Raw genomic sequence first — 21404 nt, 5'->3', positions numbered from 1 at the left:
GGCTTCCCGTCATGACCGACGTCCCCGCCCCTCCCGGCCGCACCGCCGTGGTCGCCGCCGCGATCGCGCTCTTCGCCGAGCGCGGCTACGACCAGACCTCGGTCGAGCAGATCGCGCAGGCCGCGGGAGTGTCGCGGTCGACCTTCTTCCGGCAGTTCGGCGGCAAGGAAGACGTCGTGTTCGCCGACCACGAGGTGCTTCTCACCGAGACCCGTACTTTCCTCTCGCAGCCGCATCCTGACCCGTGGGCTGCCGTGTGCGACGCGTCGATGCGCGTGTTCCGCCACTTCGCCGCCGACCCCGAGCTCGCCCGCCGCCGCTACGCGATCGTGCGCGAGGTCCCGGTGCTGCGCGATCGCGAGATCGTGACGGTGTTCCGCTACGAGCGACTCTTCGACGAGTACCTCCGCGAAGCACTTCCCGGACTCGACCCCCTGGATGCCGTCGGCTTCGCCGCCCTGGTCACCGCCGTGCACAACCACGTGCTGCGCCGGCTCATGCGCGGCGCGCGGGTGCCGGCATCCACTCTCCGCCGCGCCCTGGACGACGTGCTCCGCCGGTACGGTGTCCACCCCGACGGCGACGTCGCCGCGGGCGACGACCTCATCGTCGCGGCGTTCCCTCGCCGCATGCCCGCCGCCGAGGTCACACGCCGCCTGCGCGCGAGCCTCCCGCACTAGGGCGTTCTGCCTTCGGTCGAGTGTCCAAGACACGCCGTTGCGCACCAACGCCATACGGCGTGTCTTGGACACTCGACTTGTAGAACCCCACATGACACCCAGTACCACCATGCGCGATACTGAGTACATGAGCACCGACGCCCAGCCCCGCACGCTCCCCGGCGAGCGCATCGCCTCGTACGACCTCCTCGGTCGCCGCGACACCGACTACTACGCGGTGTTCGCCGACATCCCCGACGCCGACCGCGACGCGTGGGACCGCGCGAAGACGTTCATCGACGAGGTCGGCACCCGTATGCAGGCCGAGTGGGATGCCGCGACCTACCCGATCGAGCTGCTCCGACGCATGGGTGAGCTGGAGCTGTTCACCGACGGCATCGAGCACCCCGACCTCCCGGCATCCTCTCCCCTCGCCGCCGGCCTGGTGAACATGGAGGTCTCACGAGGTGATGGCTCGCTCGCCACGGCCCTCGCGGTGCAGGGCGGACTCGCGCTGCGGACGCTGGCGATGTTCGGCTCCCCCGAGCAGCAGGCGCGCTGGCTGAAGCCGCTCGCCGACGGCACGGTGCTCGGCGCGTTCGCGCTGACCGAGCCCGATCACGGCTCCGACTCGGTCTCGCTCGAGACCACCGCGACCCGCACCGACGACGGCTGGTCGCTGTCGGGCAAAAAGAAGTGGATCGGCAACGGCGCGTCCGGCGGCATCACGTTCGTGTGGGCGCGCATGGATGCCGAGGGCGACGACGACCACGGCAAGGTCCGCTGCTTCCTCGTCGAGCAGGACACCCCGGGCTACACGGGCACCGTTATCACGGGCAAGGTGTCGCTGCGCGGCATCCATCAGGCCCACATCGCGCTCGACGACGTCCGTCTCCCCGCGGATGCCGTGCTGCCGGGCACCCACACCTTCAAAGACGCGTCGGCGGTGCTGTACGCCACGCGCTCGGGCGTCGCATGGTCGGCGCTGGGCCACGCGACCGCCTGCTACGAGGCCGCGCGGACATATGCCACCGAGCGCATGCAGTTCGGCAAGCCCCTCGCGAAGTTCCAGATGGTGCAGGAACGCCTCGCGCAGATGCTCGACGAGCTCACCGCGATGCAGCTGTTCTGCCGCCGCCTCGCCGACCTCGAGACCTCCGGCGGACTCCGCCCCACGCAGGCGTCGCTCGCGAAGTACCACAACACCCGCGCCGCGCGTCGGGTGGCGGCGATCGCACGCGACCTGCTCGGCGGCAACGGCATCCTGCTCGAGAACGGCGTCATGCAGCACATGGCCGACATCGAGGCGATCCACACGTACGAGGGCACCGAGAGCGTGCAGGCACTCCTCCTCGGCCGCGACATCACCGGGATGAGCGCTTTCGCCTGACCCCGGATGCCACGACCCCGGCGCCTAATCCGCGCCGGGGTCGCGCGCAAGCGGCGTGGCCATGTCGGGGGCGTTCGCTACCTTCTGAGCATGGGCCTGTTCTCTCGCCACCCCGCCGCTCGTGACGTCGCGACCACCGTCGCTCAGACGGTGCAGGCGCCACCTCGCAGCCTCTGGGCCGACGGTTTCGGTCGCCTCGCCATCCGCGCCGTGCAGATCATCGTCGTGGCGATCCTGGTCGCCGGTCTCATCTGGGGCATCCAGCAGCTCACGCTCGTGATCATCCCGCTGATCCTCGCGCTGATCTTCGCGTCGGCGTTCGGTCCCGTGACCATGTGGATGCGCCGCAAGGGCGTCCCGGCGGTGCTCGCCACCCTCCTCACTCTGCTCGCGGTGGTCGTCGTCCTGGGTGTCCTCGGCTGGCTCGTCGTCAGCGCCGTCATCGACCAGTGGGACACGCTCAGCTCGCAGGCCGTCGCCGGCTTCCAGCAGGCGCAGGACTGGTATCACACGCTCCCGTTCGCGATCTCGCAGGACCAGGTCAACCAGGCCGTCAGCGCCATCGGCGACTTCGTGACGAGCGCGCAGTTCGGCAACGGTGCGCTCGCGGGCGTCAGCGCGGTCGCCTCGTTCGTGACCGGGTTCGTGCTCATGGTCGTCATCCTGTTCTTCTTCCTCAAGGACGGCCCGCGCATGTGGGAATTCGTCCTGCGCCCGTTCCACGGCAGCGACTACGACCGCGCCCGCCGCATCGGCGACAAGACGGTCACGGTGCTCGGGTCGTACATCCGTGGAACGGCGTCGGTCGCCGCGGTGGACGCCGTGGGCATCGGCATCGGCCTCCTGATCCTTCAGGTGCCGCTCGCCCTGCCGCTCGCGGTGCTCGTCTTCCTCCTCGCCTTCATCCCCATCGTCGGGGCGGTGACCGCCGGCATCCTCGCAGCCCTCGTCGCCCTCGTGACCAACGGGTGGGTCGTCGCCCTGATCGTCGTCGGCATCGTCGTTCTCGTGAACCAGCTCGAGGGCAACTTCCTGCAGCCCGTCCTGATGGGCCGCTCCATGAAGCTGCACTCGTTCGTCGTCCTGGTCGTCCTCGCCGGCGGAACGGCGATCGGCGGCATCCTCGGCACTCTGCTCGCCGTCCCGCTCACCGCCGTGGCGTGGGGCATCATCACCGTCTGGAACGGTCCCGATCAGCCGGCCGAGTGGGCCCGACGCAAGAAGCGCCGGAACCCGGTGCCCCTCGCCGGGAACGAGAGCGAAGGCTGACCCATGCCGTACGACATCCCCGCGCCGATGCTCGCGAAGGCCGTGCCCGCCGTGCCTGAACCGGGCAAGGTCGCGGGCGGGCTGTCGTACGAGCCGAAATGGGACGGATTCCGCGCGCTCGTGTCGTGGGACGGCACCGACGTCGAGATCGGCAGCCGCGGCGCGAAGCCCCTCACCCGCTACTTCCCCGAACTCGTCGAGGCGTTCGCTCGACTGCTGCCCGAGCCGTGCCTCCTCGACGGCGAGGTCGTCGTGGCCCGCGGCGAGTCCGGCGCACAGCGCCTCGACTGGGAGGCGCTGTCGCAGCGGATCCATCCCGCCGCCTCACGCGTGAAGCTCCTGTCCGAGGAGACCCCGGCCATGTTCATCGCGTTCGACCTGCTCGCCCGCGGCGACCGCGACCTGCAGGACGCGCCGTTCGCCGAACGCCGGGCGCAGCTCGTCGACCTCCTCGGGTCGGTGCCGCACCCGGTGCACGTCACCCGCACCACCGACGATCCCGACCTCGCGCGCCGCTGGCTCGCCGAGTTCGAGGGCGCCGGACTCGACGGGGTCGTCGCGAAGCCGCTCGCGCAGCCGTACGCGCCGAACAAGCGCACGATGTTCAAGATCAAGCACGCCCGCACGGCCGACGTCGTCGCGCTCGGATACCGCATCCACAAGTCGGGTCAGGGCGTCGGGTCGCTGCTCGTCGGCCTTCATGACGAGACGGGCCGACTGCACGGGGTGGGCGGCGTCTCCGCGTGGACCGACAAGCGCCGCCTCGAACTCATCGACGAACTCGCGCCCCTCGTCGAGCGGGATGCCGAGGGAGAAGCGGTCGTGGGCGAGACCGACCGCTCGCGGTTCTCGGCATCCAAGGACGTGTCATTCGTCCGGCTGCGCCCGGAGCGCGTGCTCGAGGTGCGCTACGACCAGCTCGAGGGCATGCGCTTCCGCCACACCGTCCAGTTCGAGCGCTGGCGTCCCGACCGCGACGCGACATCGTGCACATTCGAGCAGCTCGAGACCGTCGGCGCCTACGACCTGGGCGACGTCCTGGACTGACGGCCAGCGGTTCCCGGAGCCACCGCGCCTGCCGGGCGCATCCAGAACAGGCGCCGCACCCAGAACAGGCCCGATTCCGCCACGATCAGCCTGTGGCCGCGACATCCCCTGTTCTCGGCACGCCCCGCCGCCCACGCCGCACCGCGGCGCTCCGACCCGGCAGCGCTGCGCCCTACTCCGCGGGAGCTTTCGCCCGCGAGGGCTGCACGCGCGGCGGCTCCCCCGGCATCTTCGGGAACTCCGGCGGGAACGGCAGCTCGCCGAGCCCGGCGTCGAGATCGCGCTGCCACCATTCGAGCAACGTGTCGATGCGGCCGGGCGCGGTGCCGAAGTCCTTCCACGGATCGCCGATGGATGCCAGCCGCTCCGGCACCGAGCGGACCGTGAAGGCCCCGGGGTCGACGGCATCCAGTTCGTCCCAGGTCACCGGCGTCGACACCGTCGCGGTGGGGAGCGCTCGCGGCGAATAGGCCCCCGCCATCGTCCGGTCGCGGTTGGCCTGGTTGAAGTCGACGAAGATCCGCTCGCCGCGCTCCTCCTTCCACCAGTTCGTGGTGACGGCATCCGGCATCCGTCGCTCCAACTCGCGAGCCGCGGCGATGACGGCGTGCCGCACGTCGAGGAACTCGTGCGTCGGCTCGATGGGGCAGAACACGTGCAGGCCGCGGTTGCCGCTCGTCTTCGCCCACGCCTCGAGTCCGGCCTCGCGCAGCACGGTCCGCAGCTCGTGCGCGGCGACGACCGCTTCGGCGAACCCTGTGCCGGGTTGGGGGTCGAGATCGATGCGGAGCTCCACGGGGTGGTCGGGGTCGCTCGCGAGCGACGCCCACGGGTGGAACACGATCGTGTTCATCTGCGCGGCCCACACCGCCGTCCCGATCTCGGTGAGGACGAGTTGCGGATGCCGCCGTCCGCTGTTGTACGTCACGGTCACGGCCTCGACGAACGACGGGGCCCCCTTCGGCGGATTCTTCGAGAAGAAGCTCTCGCCGCCGACGCCGTCCGGGAACCGCTCCAGCGACACCGGACGGTCGCCGTTCGCGGCCAGGAACGGCTCGGCGACGGCGATGAAGTACTCCGCAAGCTCGCGCTTGGTGATCCCCTCCTCCGGCCACAGCACGCGGTCGGGGTTGGACACCCCGATCTCGCGGTCGCCGTCGGGGCCGGGCACGGTGAGCGTGATGCGCGGGGATGCCATGCCCCGACGCTAACGGCCCGCGCGCGTCGTGTCTGCCCCGTTGCCGATCGCGTGAGTCGCCAGGATGTGTCGCTTCGAACGGCGCGGAAGCGACACATCCTGGCGACTCACGCTGGTGATCCGGGGCCGGATCAGCCGCAGTCGGCCGTGCCGAGCTGACGGCACGCCTCGGCCAGGGCCGCGCGCGACTCCGTGCGATCCGGCTGCAGCTCCAGCACCCGCTCGAACGCATCCCGCGCCGCCGAGGCATCGCCGGCCGCCAGTTCCGCCAGTCCGGACTCGTGCCAGATCCGCGGGTTCGCGGGCGACAGCACCCGCGCCTCGTGCAGGTGTTCTCGAGCGACGAGCAGTTCGCCCCGCTGCAGTGCGACCATGCCCGCAGCCTCGCGAGCAGCGGCCGAACGCGGCAGCCGTGCGGCCGCCTCCGCGCTCCACCGGCTCGCGCTGTCGCCGGCACCCGCCATCCCCTGCTGCAGCGCCCCGCCGGTGATCTGCGCGGCCGTCAGAGGGATGTCGGCATCCCACGATCGAAGTGCCGCGGCAGCGCCGAAGGCCGCGTCGGCCGCAACGGTATCGCCCCTCATCGCCGAGGAGACCCCGGTGAGGAGGAACCCGTCGGCCGCGGTCCACAGCGTCAGGGCGACGAGCCACGTCGCCACGGCGGCCGTCCCGAGCACTCGGAGGCCCCGCAATGAGCGCGACCACGGCTCGCGCGCGAGGACGACGCCCGCGACGACCGCAAGCGGGAGAAGGGTCTTGGGCGACGTGGGGCTCATCAACAGCGCGATCCCCGCGCCGGCGAGGACGGTCAGCGCCCCCAGCACCGCGTCCCGGCGAGGCCCCTCGGCTGCGCGCAGGGCGCGCACCCCCGCGATGGAGACGGCGATGCCGACGAGCAGCACGAGCGCCATCCCCGGTACCCCCGCGACCACTCCGGACTGCAGCAGGAGGTTGTGCGGGGAGTCCAGCACATGATCCGGCGTGACCGTCGAATACCAGGTGTCGTCGAAGTGGGCGGGGATGGCATCCATGTAGCCGTTCATGCCCACCCCCGTCCACGGATGCGCCTGCACCAGTTCGAGGGCGTCTCGCCAGATCACGAGCCGGTCTCCGACGGTCTTGCGAGCGAAGCCGTCGACCCCGAACACGCGTTCCCGTGTGAAGGGAAGCGCGACGACGAGCCCAGCCACCGCGGCGACGCCGACCGTCACCCACCCGAGCGCCACGGCCCGGCGGGGCGCGCTCCACACGCTTCGCACGGCGATCACGATCACCACCACCGCGAGACCCAGGAGTGCAGCGCGGGAGGCGGAGGTCACCACCGCGACGACGCCGGCGGCGCCGCCCACGACCGCCCACCACGACGTTCGACGCGTCCGCAACCACACCCCGAGGGCGTTGTGAAGAAGCCACGCGGCGAAGATCAGCCCGAGGATGCCCTGGTCGGTGGCATTCCCGGCGACGGAACCCGGCCGCTCGAGGTCGGTCTCGATCGGACGCCAGCCGATCGTCTCCAGGACGGCGACTCCGGCCAGCAGGCAGGAAGCGGTCGCCAGGGTGCGCACGGTCACGAGGTGAGAGGCCACCGGCGCACGTGGCCCGAGGAGACGGGCTCCCGCCCACACCGCCGCGACGAGGACCGCCGCCTCGACGAACCCCTCGTATCGCGGCGCGCGCCCCAGCAGCTGCGCCAGAGGCGCATCGCCGAACAGCGCCCGCACCGCCAGTGTGGCCGCGACGACGGCGGCCGCCACCGACCACCAGCCCGGCAGTCTCCCGGCCGGTCGGACCCAGACCGCGCACCCCCCGGCGACGACGGCGGCGAGGAGCGTCGGCCAGCCCCAGCGGTGGTAGACGCCGGGAAGCACGAGGATCGGCGCGGTCCAGAGCAGGATCAGCGCCGCCGCGGCCAGACGGCCGCGCGCCGCGTCCGACCCACTCAGAAGAGGGGCCGGCCGCGGCGCGGGACGGGGCGGGGCTTTTCGCCCCGCCCTCGTGGACGTCACGTGCGGCGTCGAGCCGGACGGCGCAGGAGCAGACCACCCCCGACGACGAACAGGATGCCGACGACCGCCAGCGCGGTCGGCACCGTGGTACCCGTGACCGCGAGCGCCCGCGGGGCCGGGGTGCTCACCGACGCGCCGCCCCCACCGGTGGAGGACGGGGATCCGACGGTGATCGGCGCCTGGGCCACCCGGCCGCTCTTCTCCCCGATCCCGAACACGGCATGGTCACCGGGAACCGTGCTCAGCGGCACCGTGGTGGGCAACCGGAAGTTCCCCTCGGCATCCGCCACGGCCGTGCCGAGCTGACTGACGACCGAGTGAAGCTCCACGCGCACCGTTTCGCCGGGCTCGTAGCCGGTTCCCGTCACGACGATCGCGCCACCGGGCAGAGCCGACGAGGAGTCGAGAGAGATGGATGCCGAGATCGTCCCGGCGTTCGCCTCCGCGCTGACGGAGGTGTAGCCGGGCTTGCTGCCGACGATCGTCACCGTCAGCTGACTGCCCACCTGGTCCGTCGTGGGCGTGTAGGTCGAATCCGTCGCACCCTCGATCGGCTGGCCGTCCACCGACCACTGGTAAGCGAACTCGACCGGTTCCGGTCCCCAGGCACCCGGGTCCACCGTGATCGGCACGCCGCTCAGCGCCGGTCCCGACAGCACCGGCGTGCCCGGCTGCACCACACCCGGAGCGATCGGACCGACCGGGTCGGACACCGCAGTGGCATCCGTGTACCCGGGGAGCGAAGCGGTCACCTCGACCTGGATCGTTGCACCGAGGAGGGCCGCGTCGGGCTGGAAGGTCTGCCCGGTCGCCCCCTCGATGAGCTTGCCGTCGCTGAGCCACTGGTAGCCGAGGGTGACGCCGGCGGGCGTCCAGCCGCCGCTCTGCGCGGTGAGCGTCGCGCCGACCTTCGGGTCGCCGACCACGGTCGCGGATCCCCCGGCGATCACGCCCGGCTCGACAGGTCCCGCCGTCGCGGTCGCGGTCGCGGGGTTGTAGCCGCTCTTGGAACCGCGCACGGTGACGGTGACGGTCTTCCCGACGGCATCGGGGCCGGGCGTGAACCGCGGGCCGTCCGCACCCGCGACGACGGTGTCGCCCACCGACCAGCTGTAGGTCAGGCTGACCGGCTGCGGGCCCCACGTGCCGGGGGATGCCGTCAGTTCCGTTCCGACACGGGGTTCACCGTCGATGCGAGGAGTTCCGACCTGGAGATCCAGAAGTGGGACCGCAACGATCGGGCCGACCGCGGGACTCGTGGCGGAGGCCGTCGTGTACCCCGGCTTGCTGCCGGTGACCTTCACCGCGACGAGCTTCCCCACTTCATCGTCGCCGGGGACGAAGGTGGAGCCCGTCGCGCCCGGCACGATCGCGCCGTCCGCGGTCCACTGGTAGGCGAGGGCCACGTCCGACGGCGTCCACGCGCCCGGATCGGCGGTGAGCTCCGACCCGGCGGTCGGAGTGCCCGATATCGACGGCGCCCCGGGGGTGATGAGAGCCGTGGCGACGACGGCCGACTCGGGGCTCACCACCGTGACGGTGTCGTATCCGGGGCGCGAGCCGGTCACCGCGACGGTGAGCTTCGTCCCTGCCTGAGCCGCGGTCGGCGTGAAGATGGTGTCGGTGGCGCCGTCGATGTCGACACCGTTCGCGCGCCACTGGTAGGCGAGCTGGATCGGCTGCGGACCCCATGTGCCGGGGTTCGCGGTGACCGGGATGCCGACACGGGGAGTCCCCTCGATGGTCGGCGCCCCGGGGCTGATGGCGTCCACCGCGCACCCCTCGGACTTCAGCCGCAGCGTGGCATCGATCCCGGGCGTGTTCCTTCCCGCGGCGACCTCGAAACGGTCTGCCTGTCCGAGGCTGGTCTTCGCATCCCAGTACTGCGGGCAGTAGGGATAGTCGACACCGTCGTCGCCGAAGGCGGCATCCGGGTCGGAGAAGCCGACGGTGTAGGTGCCTTCCGGCAGGCCGTAGCTGGCGTCACTCATCCGGAACCCCAGGCTGTAACGGCCCCACCCCGAGACCGCGAGCGTCTGGTCCCAGGTGGCGCCGTTCCACCGGTACGCCGTGATCAGCGTGTTCTTCAGCGGGGCCGTGCCACCTTCCGCCCCCACGTCGCCGGACGCCGTGCCGTGACCGCGTAGCGCGATGTCGATGCCGCGGACGTCGGCGCCCCGGACGGGGACGGGTGTCGCACCCGAGTAGGTCGGGGAGTCATCGTAGTAACCGTCGTAGTACACATCCATCCAGCTCGGATCGGCGTCGTTCCTGCCGTATGAGGTGGACGAGACCGTGTAGTCCCCGTCCGCGAGTCCGGTCGCGGTATAGCGCCCGTCCTTGTCGATCGTCGCGTAGCCCTGTCGCCACCACAACGTGACCGACCGCCCGTTCCACTCGATTGGAGCGGAGAGGAGATTGACCTGTGCCCAGGACCCCGGGGCACCCGTAACCACTCCCGTGATGCTGTGGCCCGCAGAAAGTGCGAAGTCGATCCCGGTGACGGCCTTCCCCGACTCGACGGTGATGACCTTGGCGTCACGCGGATCGAAGACGCCCGGATAGAGAGTGGGCGCCTCGGAGTCGCCGACAGGGGCGGCATCCAGGAAGTACGTGCCCGGAGCGACACGGTCGATCGTGAACGCGCCGCTGGCCTTTCGCCACGATCCGGCGTACTGGAGATCGTCGGTGCGCAGAAGGCGGAAATCGATGTCACCGCCGCCGGCCGACGTGACGTGTCCGCTCACGCTCCCGGGCTTCTGCAGCACGACCTCCGAGGTGGTGTTTCCCGTCACCTCCAGCGACGAGGAGACACCGGCGAGGTCACCACTGGACGGATAGACGCGGAATCCGTACGGACCTGCCACCACACTGGTGAGGGACGCGTTTCCGGACGCGTCGGTCTGGCCCCAGTAGTAGTGCGAGTCGCCCGCCAGTTCCACGTACGCGCCCTGCTGCGCGACGCCGCGTTCATCGGTGACATGCACCGTCACTGTGTAGGTGGCCTCCGCCGCTCCTGCCCTCAGAGTGGCCGCCCCAGCGGACGGTGCGACCTCCGGAGCGTCGTCTGCCGGGGAGGGGCTCGCCGTCGGTGCCGTCACCGGCGCGCCGGCCACGATGTCGATTCCCGTCACGGCGGCCGCCTCGGCGACCTCGACGGTCTGCGCGTCGCCCAGGGTCGTGGCATCCGGCCAGAACACGGGGTCGGATCCCTGCGCGGCGACGGAAACGTAGTAGGTGCCGGCGGGGAGATCGGGCACCGTATACCCGCCCTGCGAACCGGTCGTCGCGACGACCGTCGTGCCTCCGTCGGCATCCGTGACCGACACCTGGGCGCCGGCGAGCGCCGCCGCCGCGGGATCGGTGACCGTTCCCGAGATCGACCCGCTGCCCACCGACGTCGCCACGGGCGACGGGACGTCCGTCGCGGCAACGGCCGGAGCGCCCCCGAGCGCGAGCATTCCCACGAGCGCGCCCACGACCGCTACGCGTGCGCTTCGCGCGGTCGAGCGCTGTTTGACGTTGAACATCGTCCCCCCAGAGATGCGTCGCGAATCAAAGCTCGCGAAGTGCGTGGCAGACAGACGGCCCACCCGCTGAACCCGATTGTGTCGAAGGTCATCGCCCCGCACGATGGGGACAATGCCCCATCCCGCGCGGAGGTCACCGATCGATCCGCCTACGATGACGACGTGGATCGGGCTCGGGGGCGCATCGCGACGGGGCGTCGCTCACTAGGCATCGCCGCACTGACCCTCGGAGCGACCCTCGTGCTGGTGTGCGGGACGTGGGCGCTGCTCGCTCTGCGGCCGTCCGAGAACGGGGAACCTCGGATCGTCTGGCCGGAGACGGGAGCGGCGGCGGTGGGGGCGGGAGACCAGACCGCCCTCTCCCCCGGCGCCGAAACGGCCCGCCCCATCGCGAGCCTCACGAAGCTGATCGTGGCCCTGGTCGTGCTGGAGAGCGCCCCGCTGGATGCCGAGGATCCAGGGCCGACCTTCACGATGGATGCCGCGGATGTCGCCGCCTACGAGCAGGAGCGCGCCTCGGGCGGTCAGGCCCTTCCCGTGACGGGGGGCGAGGTGCTCACCGAGCACGACCTCCTCGAGCTCGTGCTGGTCGCCTCTTCGAACAACCACGCGCTGAGCCTGACCCGCCACGTCTTCGGTGACGACACCCGCTTCCTCAGCGCCGCACGATCGTGGCTGTCGGCGCGGGGGCTGGATTCCGTCACGCTCGCGGACGCCACGGGCCTGTCGCCCGAGAACCGCGCCTCCGCCGCCGACCTGCTCGATCTTGCTCGGATCGCGGAGGGTTCCCCCGTCGTACGCGCACTCGCCGCGCAGGATCGGACGAAGGCCCTTCCCGCACCGGACGGCGGAGCGCGGCGATCCTTCGCGGCCACGAACGACATGCTGAACGCGATGGGCATCGACGGTCTGAAGACGGGGCACACCGACGCCGCGGGCTTCACGGCGGTCATCACGGCGCCCCTCGAGCCGAACGACCCGGACGGGCCGCGGGTCACCGTGGTCATCCTGGGCGCTCCCTCAGCGGCGCAGCGCAGCCTCGACGTCGCGCGCCTCCTCGCCTCCGCCCGGGGTGCCGGGTAGCGCCATAGGCTCGATGGCATGACCTCCCGCGCCGCCCGCACCGCCCTCGACGTCGCCGACTGGCGGCGCCGCGTCTTCGCGCTCTACGCCGCCGTGCGGGAGGCGGACGACCCCGAAGACGCGCACGAGCTGTGGCGGATCGAGCGCGACGCCCTGTTCGCCGAGCACCCGGCCACTCCCCTGCTCCCCGAACAGCGGGACGGTTTCGAGGGGCTGCCGCTGGCGCCGTACGACGCCGCCTGGCGGTTCGAGGCCACTCTGCTCGAGGCCGACGGGGCGTCCTTCGTCGCGACGACCGGCACCGACGGCGACGTCGGATTCGAGCGCATCGGCCGCGTGGAGCTGCCGGACACGGGGTCGCTCGACGTGTGGCGCCTGACCTCGTACGGCGGCGGGCTGTTCGTCCCGGTGCGCGACGCATCGGCCGGACGCCCGGGCGGCACCTACGGCGGGGGCCGCTACCTGCTCGACACGATCAAGGGCGCCGATCTCGGCACGGGCGCCGCGCCCGACACCCTCGTGATCGACTTCAACTTCGCCTATAACCCGTCGTGCGCCTACGACCCCGCGTGGGCGTGCCCGCTCGCGCCGGTCGGCAATGTGCTGCCGGTGACCGTCCCGGTCGGTGAGCTCTACGGGGTGTGAGATCTACTCCGCGAGTGCCAGCACCCCGGCGAGGTCGTCGCGGTTCAGCCGGATCCACGGGCCGGCGGGGTCGACCAGCAGCCCGGTGAGACCGTCATCGCCCACGAGCGCCTTCGCCAGCTGCTCGGTCTGCAGCGGCACGGCCTGATCTCCGCGGCCGAGCGCGAGCAGTTCGAGCGGGTGCGAGAACACCTCGAGGAACCGCTCGCCGGTCGCCGTGCGCGACTCGGCCACACCCACCGGGCCGCCCTCTTCGGACTGCGCGACGGCGATCCACAGCGGCGCCCCCGCGAGGACCGCGTCGACGATCGTGGATGCCGTCGACTCGGTGCGCTTCTCGCTGAGCGCCGTCTTGATCCGCAGATCGGGGTCGGCCTCGGACACCATGCGTTCCAGGAGCGCCGTGGGCAGGACGGCGCGGGCGTCGCCCGAGCTGTGATCGAGGACGACACCGGCGTACGGGCCGCCGATGACGTGTCGCATGAGCGCCATGACCGGCTGCCCCATGGCCGAGGTGTCGCGGTCGCCGTCGGCCTCGACGCTCTGGGTCAGGGCCCGACCGCTGCTGTAGGCGAGCACGAGCTGCTCGTCGCCGCGCGTCGCGACGGCGAGCGGAAGGTCTTTGCCCTCGGCGAGGAGTGCGCGGGCGTCACCCTTGACGCGCAGGAAGACGTGCCCCTGCAGGAGTTGACGCGCGACGTTGAGGAGCTGCGCGGGTTCTGACTGTCCGGCGATCTCGGCGAGGGCGATCGCCAGCAGCGCGTTGTCGCGCAGGCCGGGGATCGACTCGAGCCCCTCGGGCGCCTCCATCGGGCCCGGCTGGCGCGCCGAGGGCCGCGCGGCGACCGGCGGCGTCGAATCGGTGACGGGCGCAGCATCGACCGGAGCGCCGACGCCGCGGAACGACGACGTCGAGATGTTCACCTGCGGGACCGGAGCCGCGGGGGCCTCCGACGCAGGAGCATCAGCGGGGTCGACGGGCTGCTCGCCCGGTTCGATCACGTCGTCGGGGCGGTCGGCCGACACGTCATCGGAATCGGACTTCTTGCGGCGCGAGAAAAGTGCCATTGCTCGAGCCTATCCGTGGGCGGGCATCGACCGGCGTGTCGCCGGACGCGTCAGAGCTTGGAGATCGGCGCGATCTTGACGAGGAGCTTCTTCGCGCCGACCGTGTCGAAGCGCACGTGCGCGACCCTCTTCGCGCCCTCGCCGGTGATGGCATCCACGCGTCCTTCTCCGAAGTCGTCGTGACGGATGCGATCGCCGGCGGCCAGTTCCATGTCGCCGTTGTCGCGGACCTTCGCGGGGATGCGGTTCGGGAACTTGCTCGGGTCTGCGGGCGCCCGCTTCGGCAGGGGCACGAGGTCGTCGCCGTAACGGTTACCGCCGCCGGTCTGGCCCGGTCGCCGCCCGCGCGCATTCAGCGCGCGCGACTGCATGCCCCCGCGGCCGTTGACGTCGCCGGGCGACTGGCGCCAGTCGATGAGATCGGCGGGGATCTCCTGCAGGAACCGGCTGGGCATCGCGACCGTGACCTCGCCGAACTGCGCGCGGGTCATTGCGAGCGAGACGTGCAGGCGCTTGCGGGCGCGGGTGATGCCCACGTAGAACAGGCGTCGCTCCTCCTGCGGTCCGCCCGGCTCGTTCGCCGAGATGCGGTGCGGGAGCAGGTCTTCCTCGACGCCCGTGAGGAAGACCGCGTCGTACTCGAGGCCCTTCGCGGTGTGCAGGGTCATGAGCGAGACCGAGCCGGATGCGTCGTCGAGGTCATCGGCATCCGCCACGAGCGTCACCTCGGTGAGGAAGTCGATGATCGTGCCCTCGGGGTTGTTGCGCGCGAACTCGCGGGTCACGGCGACGAGCTCGTCGAGGTTCTCGAGGCGGGCTTCGTCTTGCGGGTCTTTGCTGGCGCGCAGCGCGTCGAAGTATCCGCTCTTGTTGAGCAGCAGCGTGAGCCCCTCGGTCACGGAGGTGGAGGGCGCGAGCTCACCGGATGCCGGGAGCATCACGGCCGTGGCCTCGCTCAGCACCGCGTCGAGCTGATCGATCGCCTTCTGCAGCTTCGGACCGACACCGAGCTGGGCCGAGTTGGCGAGGGCGTCGCGGAACGTGATGTCGTGCTCGGCCGCGTAGCGGGCGATCGCCGTTTCGGTGACGTCGCCGATGCCGCGGCGCGGGCGGTTGAGGATGCGCCGCAGAGCCATCGAGTCGGCCGGGTTGGCGACCGCCACGAGGTAGGCCAGGGCGTCCTTGATCTCGGCGCGCTCGTAGAACTTCGTGCCGCCCATGATCTTGTAGGGCACCGCGGAGCGGATGAAGATCTCTTCCAGCGCACGGGACTGCGAGTTGGTGCGGTAGAACACCGCCATCTGGGAGTAGTCGACGCCCTTGCGGTGCAGCGACTCGATCTCGTCGGCCACGAACTGCGCCTCGTCGTGCTGCGAGTACCCGGTGAACCCGATGATCGGGTCGCCGGCTCCGACATCGGTCCACAGCTTCTTGTCTTTACGGTCGAAGTTGTTCGAGATGACCGCGTTGGCCGCCGAGAGGATGTTCTGCGTGGAGCGGTAGTTCTGCTCGAGCAGCACGACCTTGGCTCCGGGGTAGTCGCGCTCGAACTCGCTGATGTTGCGGATGTCGGCGCCGCGGAAGGCGTAGATCGACTGGTCGGAGTCGCCGACCACGGTGAGCGACGCACCGCTCTCCGCCTCCGGCTCGGCGTCGAAGATCATCATCCCGCCGCCGGCCGACATCGGTTCGGCGTCGCTCCCGGGCGGGCGGGTCAGCTCGTGGATGAGCGCGTACTGGGCGTGATTGGTGTCCTGGTACTCGTCGACCAGGATGTGCCGGAACCGCTTGCGATAGACGTCGGCCACCTGCGGGAACGCGCGGAAGAGATAGACGGTCTGGGCGATGAGATCGTCGAAGTCGAAGGCGTTGGCCCGCTGCAGCTCGCGCTGGTACGAGCCGAAGATCTCGACGAACACGCGCTCTGCCGGGTCGCTCATGTTGGCGGACCGCGCGTAGGACTCGGCATCCGCCAACTCGTTCTTCAGCTTCGAGATGCGGCTCTGCGTGCCGGCGGGCGTGAGACCGAACGCATCGCCCTCGTGCTCTTTGACGAGGCGTTTGATGAGCGCGCGGGAATCTCCCGAGTCGTAGATCGTGAACGCCTTCGTGAAGCCGAACTGCTGCGCCTCGCGCCGCAGGATGCGCACGCAGGCCGAGTGGAAGGTCGAGATCCACATGCCGTCGGCCCGCTGACCGATGAGGCTGTGCACGCGCTCGCGCATCTCGCCCGCGGCCTTGTTCGTGAAGGTGATCGCGAGGATCTGACTCGGGTACGCCTCGCGCGTCCGCAGCAGCGACGCGATGCGGCGCGTCAGCACGCTGGTCTTGCCCGACCCGGCTCCCGCCACGATGAGCAGCGCCTGCCCGCGGTAGGTGACGGCCTCGCGTTGCGGCCCGTTCAACCCTTCGAGCAGGTCGGCGTCGGGGCGGGCGTCCGCCGGGGCGGAGCCGCCGACGATGAGGGGGGTGGAGGCGTCGGTCATGTCGATGACAAGTCTAGGCGGGGGCTCCGACACCCCGCCCCGGTGCGGTGCCGCCACGAGGACGGCACCGCACCTGAGGGTCAGACGCCGGCGCGCCGACGACGCACGGCCATCAGGCCGATCCCGGCCGCCAGCAGGATGCCACCCGCCACGGCCGCCCAGACGGCCGTGACCGCGCCGGTCGACGCCAGCGCGTCCGCCTTCTGCCCGGTCGAGGCAGCGGGCGACGACGACGCCGAGGGAGCGGCCGACGACGTCTCCGACGGCTGCGCGGTCGCGGTCGTCTCCGGCGTCGGGGTGGAGTCCGGAGTCGGCTCGGGGGTCGGAGTGGGCTCGGGCGTCGGGTCCACGGGACCCGCGAGGGCGGGCAGCGAGCCCACGCGGAGCGCCCCCTGGGCGACCCCGTCGGTGAACCACCACGCCGACCGCGTGGATGCTTCACCGAGAGCCACCGGCAGCGTCGCGAAGCCCTCGTTGTTGGTGTCGGGCAGGCCCGCGGGGCGCGAGACGCGCACGAGACCCGGCGTGTCCGTGCCGTTGAGCGTCACCTGGACCCCGTCGCCGTGGCATCCGTCGTCGCACATCGCCCACAGCACCCCGAGAGCCGTGTCCCAGTCCAGGGCCATGACGGCCGGGAGACCGGGCACGATCTCGGCGACGAGCACGTGCGTGCCGTCGGCGTTCAACGCGAAGGCGTACACGTGGCCGTTGTCCTCCATCGCCGTGAAGAACAGCCCGTCGCCGTGTCCGGGGTAACGCGCGGGGTCGTAGAGCGCGCCGGTGTTCCGGTCGACGAGCGTGGTCTCCAGGTCGGCATCCGAGATCCACTCGACGGCCTCGAGCCCGACGTTGGCCGCCACCGCCGGGAGGGATGCCGTGAGGTCCCACTCCTGGCCGGCGACGACGTCGGGTCCGGGCGCGTTCGGGTCGACCTTCAGCACGGTGTTGCGGTTCACGCCCTTCGCGCTGTTGTCGCGCTCGGTCGCGAGGTACACGAAGCCGTCATCGGCGACCGTGATGCCCTCGGCATCCGGCCCCGCTGCGCCGGCGTTGCCGGCATCCTTCGGGAAGCGAGCACGCTTGCCGTTCTCCCATCCCGCGACGGGGGTGGCCGAGCCGTCCGCCGCGACGGCGAGCTTCCAGAAGGTCCCGGTGCCGTTGTCGACCGCCCAGAGGAACGTGCCGTCCGCCGTCACCTGGCTGTCCAGGCCCGAGCTGTCCGAGAGGAAGGTGGGGGCCGTGTCGACCACGCGCGTCTCGGGCGCACCGGGCCACTCGACCGCCGGGGCCTCGCAGACGTTGGCGGCGCCCTTGGTCACGGCGAACGTCACCGCGAAGACGCCCGTGGTGTCGGGGCAGCGGCCCCACGTGGTCGCGGCGTGCGCCGTCCAGGACGTGGAGTCGATGAGCGTGTCGCCCTCGAACAGGCGCACGGTGTCAGCCCCGCCGAGCCCGAAACCGAGGTCGGCCCGCTCCACCACGAGGTAGCCGTGGGCGGCCAGCGTGGAGCCCGCGGGGAGCGTGTAGATGTGCGTGTCGTCGTCGTCCTTCAGCACGAGGCCCGCGGCATCCACCGCCGAGCCGGTCGGGTTCACCAGCTCGATCCAGTCGTCGGACGATCCGCCGTCGGACTCGACCTCGTTGATGCGCACGGGGCTGCCGCAGGCGTTCGGGAATCCCTTGGTCGACAGGGCGACGTCGCGCAGTTCGCCCACGCCGTCGGGGCAGCGCGCGTAGACACCCTGTGCGTGAGCGGTCCACGAGTACTCGACGACGGTGAGGCCCGACGCGTTCCGGATCGTCGCCGTGTCGGCACCGCCGAGGCCGAACGAGAAGTGGATGCCACCGTCGAAGACGAAGCGTCCCCCCGGGGCGAGCACGGTGCCGGCGGGCACGGGGGTCGTGTCGGCCGCGTGTCCGACGGGGTCGTTGTCGACGAGGGTCCAGCCCGAGATGTCGACGGGAGCGGACTCGTTGTTGACGATCTCGACCCAGTCCGTCGCGTCGCCGTTGGACTCGACCTCGTTGATCACGACGTCGGGGAGGACGCACTCGTTCGCCGCGCCCGGAGTCGGACGCGCGAGCACGAACGCGCCCACGCCGTTGGGGCAGCGAGCGAGAGTCGCCGCGGCGGCGTCGCCGTCGATCGCGGCGTGGCCCTGCCAGGGCAGCGTGTCGTCGACGAGGGCGCCGGTCGGGTCGAAGAGCCGGATACGGTCGGCGCTGCCGATCCCGATCGGGTCGCGGAAGGCGGTGCGCACTCCCCCGACGAGGCCCTCGGTGGCCTCGTCGACGACGAGGAATCCGCCCGCGGAGAGCGCGGTCCCGGGGAGGAAGGTCCACCGGTGGTCGTCGGAGTTGTCGCGCAGTTCGTACCCCGTGAGGTCGAACGCGGTGGAGCCGGGGTTGTACAGCTCGACCCAGTCCGCCGGCTGCGAGTCGACCTCGTTGAGCCGGACGCTCGCGGGAACGGTCGGTGCGGCGCAGACGTTCGCCGATCCCAGCGTCACCTCGGTGGCCGGCGCCCAGGCACCGGTTCCGTCGGGGCAGCGGGCCCAGGTCGCCAGGGCGGCGGTGTTGGTGTAGGCGTACGAGTCGACGACGGTACCGGTCGCGTCGTAGAGCACGACCTCGTCGCCCTTGCCGAGGCCGAAGGGGAAGTCGGTCCCGTTGACCAGGACGAGGAAGGCCTTCGACGCCAGCACCGTACCCGCGGCGATCGTGCCGAACTCGCTGCGCTTGTCGTCGCTGACCTTCCATCCGCCGATGTCGACCGGGGAGGAGCTGGAGTTGTACAGCTCGATGCTGTCGGACGCCACACCCGAGACCGCGTCGTAGACGATCTCGTTGACGACGACGTCCGAGGTCGGCGCGGGGCCGGACGTCGGGGTCGGCGTCGGCGACGGGCTCGGGGCGGGCGTCGACGTTCCGAAGGTGTTCGCGGCGCCCTTGGTGGGCTCGGCCGTCTCGGTCCAGTCGGGCGAGCCACCCGGGTTGTAGCCGTAGGTGGTCGCCGCGTGCGCCGTCCACGAGCGCGAGTCGACGAGCGCGCCGCTCGCGTCGAACAGTCGAGCGGAGTCGTTGGCGCCGAGGCCGAAGTCGAAGTTGCCGACACCGCCCTTCTCGTCGATGACGTAGACGCCCCCGGCCGGAACCGACGCGTCGGCGCCGAAGACGAACGCGTGCGTGTCGTCGGAGTCCTTGAAGGTGTAGCCGGCGAGCGAGATCGGCGACGATGACGTGTTGATGAACTCCACCCAGTCGCCGGGGGTACCGCCGCTGGACTCGACTTCGTTGATGTGGATGCCACCGGGCTCGGCGGCGAGAGACGGCAGGGGCAGAGCGACGACGGTGGCGGCGCAGACGGCGCTCGCCGCCGCGGCCGCGAGGGCACGACGCAGGGTCGACATGACACTCCTCGGGGGATCGGGTCCTGTCACTGCACCACGCGCGGGTGGACCGGAACGTCCTAGACGGTGTGCAGGAGGTGAACAGTCGGTCCGACACCGATCATCGGCATCCGGAGATCCTCCGACGGGCACGAGAGAATGAGGGCATGCGCCTGATCCTCAACATCCTGTGGCTCGTCCTCTCGGGGTTCTGGCTGTTCCTCGGCTACCTCGCGGCGGGCATCGTGCTCTGCATCCTGATCCTCACGATCCCGTGGGGCATCGCGTCGTTCCGTATCGGCCTCTACGCCCTCTGGCCGTTCGGACGCGAGATCGTCGCCAAGCCCACCGCGGGCGTCGGATCCTTCCTCGGGAACGTCGTGTGGGTCATCCTCGCCGGGTGGTGGCTCGCCCTCGAGCACATCGTCACCGGACTTCTGCTGTGCATCACGATCATCGGCATCCCGCTCGGGATCGCGAACTTCAAGCTCGTGCCGGTGTCGCTGATGCCGCTCGGCAAAGAGGTCCGCGACATCCGTCGCGGCGGCCCGTTCGACCGGACGCTCGCGGGCTGACCCTCAGGACGACGAGACGCGCCGCCGCCGCTCCTCCGCCCGAAGGGGCAGAGCGAGGACGATACCGGCGATGGTCATGAGCGCCGCGAGGACCGCGGCGACGATGAGGGCCTCGGTGGGGAATCGCGTGTCGTACAGACCCGTCATCCGAGCGAGGTGCCACGGCAGCACCCCGATCTGACTGTTCCACCCGCGGAGAGCCTCGGTCGCACCGATCACCGCGGCGGTCGCCGTGGGCAACGCGAACACGGCCCCGACCCCCGCGAGGGCGACTCCCGCCGCGCGGCGCCGACCCAGCTGCGGCTCGAGCGACCATCCGGCGACGACGAACACCCAGCCGACGAGGCCGAGCACGATCGCGAGGTAGAGCACCCGGACGGCGCCGATGCTCCAGAGCACGGGCCACACGCCCTCCGGTCCCGAGAACGAGAGCGCGGCCAGGGTCACGATGCAGCGCAGCACGAGGGCGCCGCCGACCGCGGCGATGACCGGCCACGGCGAGCGCGTTCCCAGCAGCAGCCGGACGGCGAGGGCGAACACGAGCCACCCCGCGACGGCGAGCACGACACTGCCGACCCCGTCGCCGCGCGCCTGGGTGATGCGCGTCGCCACGAGCAGGACGCCCGGGATGAGGATCATGAACCAACGGTCGAGCGGAAGGACGCCCAGCGTCGACTCGCGGGCACGCCAGGGACGGGTCGACGCGATCCACGTCGCGCGGGCGGCGGCGGCTCCGGGCCGTCCGACCAGTCGCGTCCGAGCCGCGAGCATGCCGATCACGACCCACGCCACCGCGAGGATCAACAGCACGCGGGCGACCCACTCGGTCGCACCGTCGACCTCGATCGGCATCCGGGTGAACGGATCGACCAGCAGCGCCAGCACGACACCGATGATGAGGAGTACGGCGACGGTCCCCAGGGCCAGGATGCCTCGCCCCGCCGTCGTCGCCATGCACCCACGTTACCCGCCGTTGCGGGGCGCTTCCGCCGCCCGCGGCACCGGACCGTGCGGGCATCGGGCTGCCGGTCCCGGGCGTGAGGGCGGCACGGACGGAGT

Annotated in this window: 14 protein-coding genes; 7 read left to right on the top strand and 7 right to left on the bottom strand. The window is 71.2% G+C overall.

The features are described from left to right. The first annotated feature begins 11 nt into the window (after nucleotides 1–11). The 4 genes from P8R59_RS09840 to P8R59_RS09825 all read left to right on the top strand — a co-directional run bounded on the left by P8R59_RS09840 (nucleotide 12) and on the right by P8R59_RS09825 (nucleotide 4365). Nucleotides 12–680 (top strand): TetR/AcrR family transcriptional regulator, encoded by a 669-nt coding sequence (locus P8R59_RS09840; protein ID WP_077050550.1) that lies wholly within the window; start codon nucleotides 12–14, stop codon nucleotides 678–680. A gap of 127 nt (nucleotides 681–807) precedes the next feature. Continuing rightward, complete coding sequence (locus P8R59_RS09835; RefSeq protein WP_278100898.1) at nucleotides 808–2049, top strand: acyl-CoA dehydrogenase family protein; 1242 nt, start codon at nucleotides 808–810, stop codon at nucleotides 2047–2049. Nucleotides 2050–2139: 90 nt separating this feature from the next. Beyond that, nucleotides 2140–3318, top strand: a complete 1179-nt coding sequence (locus P8R59_RS09830) for an AI-2E family transporter (protein WP_278100897.1) — start codon at nucleotides 2140–2142, stop codon at nucleotides 3316–3318. 3 nt (nucleotides 3319–3321) lie between these two features. After that, complete coding sequence (locus P8R59_RS09825; RefSeq protein WP_278100896.1) at nucleotides 3322–4365, top strand: ATP-dependent DNA ligase; 1044 nt, start codon at nucleotides 3322–3324, stop codon at nucleotides 4363–4365. A gap of 172 nt (nucleotides 4366–4537) precedes the next feature. On the opposite strand, the gene ligD is transcribed toward P8R59_RS09825, so the two are convergent. The 3 genes from ligD to P8R59_RS09810 all read right to left on the bottom strand — a co-directional run bounded on the left by ligD (nucleotide 4538) and on the right by P8R59_RS09810 (nucleotide 11048). Continuing rightward, nucleotides 4538–5563: a non-homologous end-joining DNA ligase gene (gene ligD / locus P8R59_RS09820; protein ID WP_278100895.1), complete on the bottom strand. Its 1026-nt coding sequence runs from the start codon at nucleotides 5561–5563 to the stop codon at nucleotides 4538–4540. Nucleotides 5564–5694: 131 nt separating this feature from the next. Next, nucleotides 5695–7569 carry an O-antigen ligase family protein gene (locus tag P8R59_RS09815; protein ID WP_278100894.1) on the bottom strand — a complete coding sequence of 625 codons (1875 nt, stop codon included), beginning with the start codon at nucleotides 7567–7569 and terminating at the stop codon, nucleotides 5695–5697. Continuing rightward, on the bottom strand, nucleotides 7566–11048 hold the full coding sequence (locus P8R59_RS09810) for a carboxypeptidase regulatory-like domain-containing protein (protein WP_278100893.1): 3483 nt from the start codon (nucleotides 11046–11048) through the stop codon (nucleotides 7566–7568). Before P8R59_RS09810 ends, P8R59_RS09815 begins: the two co-directional genes overlap by 4 nt. 213 nt (nucleotides 11049–11261) lie before the next feature. Here P8R59_RS09810 and P8R59_RS09805 point away from each other — a divergent pair, with 213 nt between their 5' ends. Both P8R59_RS09805 and P8R59_RS09800 read left to right on the top strand, forming a co-directional pair. Then, complete coding sequence (locus P8R59_RS09805) at nucleotides 11262–12182, top strand: D-alanyl-D-alanine carboxypeptidase family protein (RefSeq protein ID WP_278100892.1); 921 nt, start codon at nucleotides 11262–11264, stop codon at nucleotides 12180–12182. An 18-nt stretch (nucleotides 12183–12200) separates the two neighbouring features. Next, entirely contained in the window at nucleotides 12201–12827 is a 627-nt protein-coding gene (locus tag P8R59_RS09800; RefSeq protein ID WP_278100891.1) for a DUF1684 domain-containing protein, read from the top strand. 3 nt (nucleotides 12828–12830) lie between these two features. Here P8R59_RS09800 and P8R59_RS09795 read toward each other — a convergent pair whose 3' ends face one another. The 3 genes from P8R59_RS09795 to P8R59_RS09785 form a co-directional block, all read right to left on the bottom strand. Continuing rightward, nucleotides 12831–13895, bottom strand: coding sequence for an SseB family protein (locus tag P8R59_RS09795; protein WP_278100890.1), 1065 nt, complete (start codon nucleotides 13893–13895; stop codon nucleotides 12831–12833). A gap of 50 nt (nucleotides 13896–13945) precedes the next feature. Next, complete coding sequence (locus P8R59_RS09790; protein WP_278100889.1) at nucleotides 13946–16381, bottom strand: ATP-dependent helicase; 2436 nt, start codon at nucleotides 16379–16381, stop codon at nucleotides 13946–13948. A gap of 80 nt (nucleotides 16382–16461) precedes the next feature. Beyond that, nucleotides 16462–19791, bottom strand: coding sequence for a lamin tail domain-containing protein (locus P8R59_RS09785; RefSeq protein ID WP_278100888.1), 3330 nt, complete (start codon nucleotides 19789–19791; stop codon nucleotides 16462–16464). A 146-nt stretch (nucleotides 19792–19937) separates the two neighbouring features. Between P8R59_RS09785 and P8R59_RS09780 the strand changes: the two genes are divergently transcribed. Continuing rightward, nucleotides 19938–20345, top strand: a complete 408-nt coding sequence (locus tag P8R59_RS09780) for a YccF domain-containing protein (protein ID WP_278100887.1) — start codon at nucleotides 19938–19940, stop codon at nucleotides 20343–20345. Nucleotides 20346–20348: 3 nt separating this feature from the next. Here the strand turns inward: P8R59_RS09780 and P8R59_RS09775 are convergent, their stop codons facing one another. Next, a complete protein-coding gene (locus P8R59_RS09775) occupies nucleotides 20349–21299 on the bottom strand; it encodes a hypothetical protein (protein WP_278100886.1) in 951 nt (316 codons plus the stop codon). Between the last annotated feature and the right edge of the window lie 105 nt (nucleotides 21300–21404).

This window comes from Microbacterium proteolyticum, from assembly GCF_029639405.1.
Classification (GTDB): Bacteria; Actinomycetota; Actinomycetes; order Actinomycetales; family Microbacteriaceae; genus Microbacterium.
This window is presented reverse-complemented; position numbering and strand designations above follow the sequence as displayed.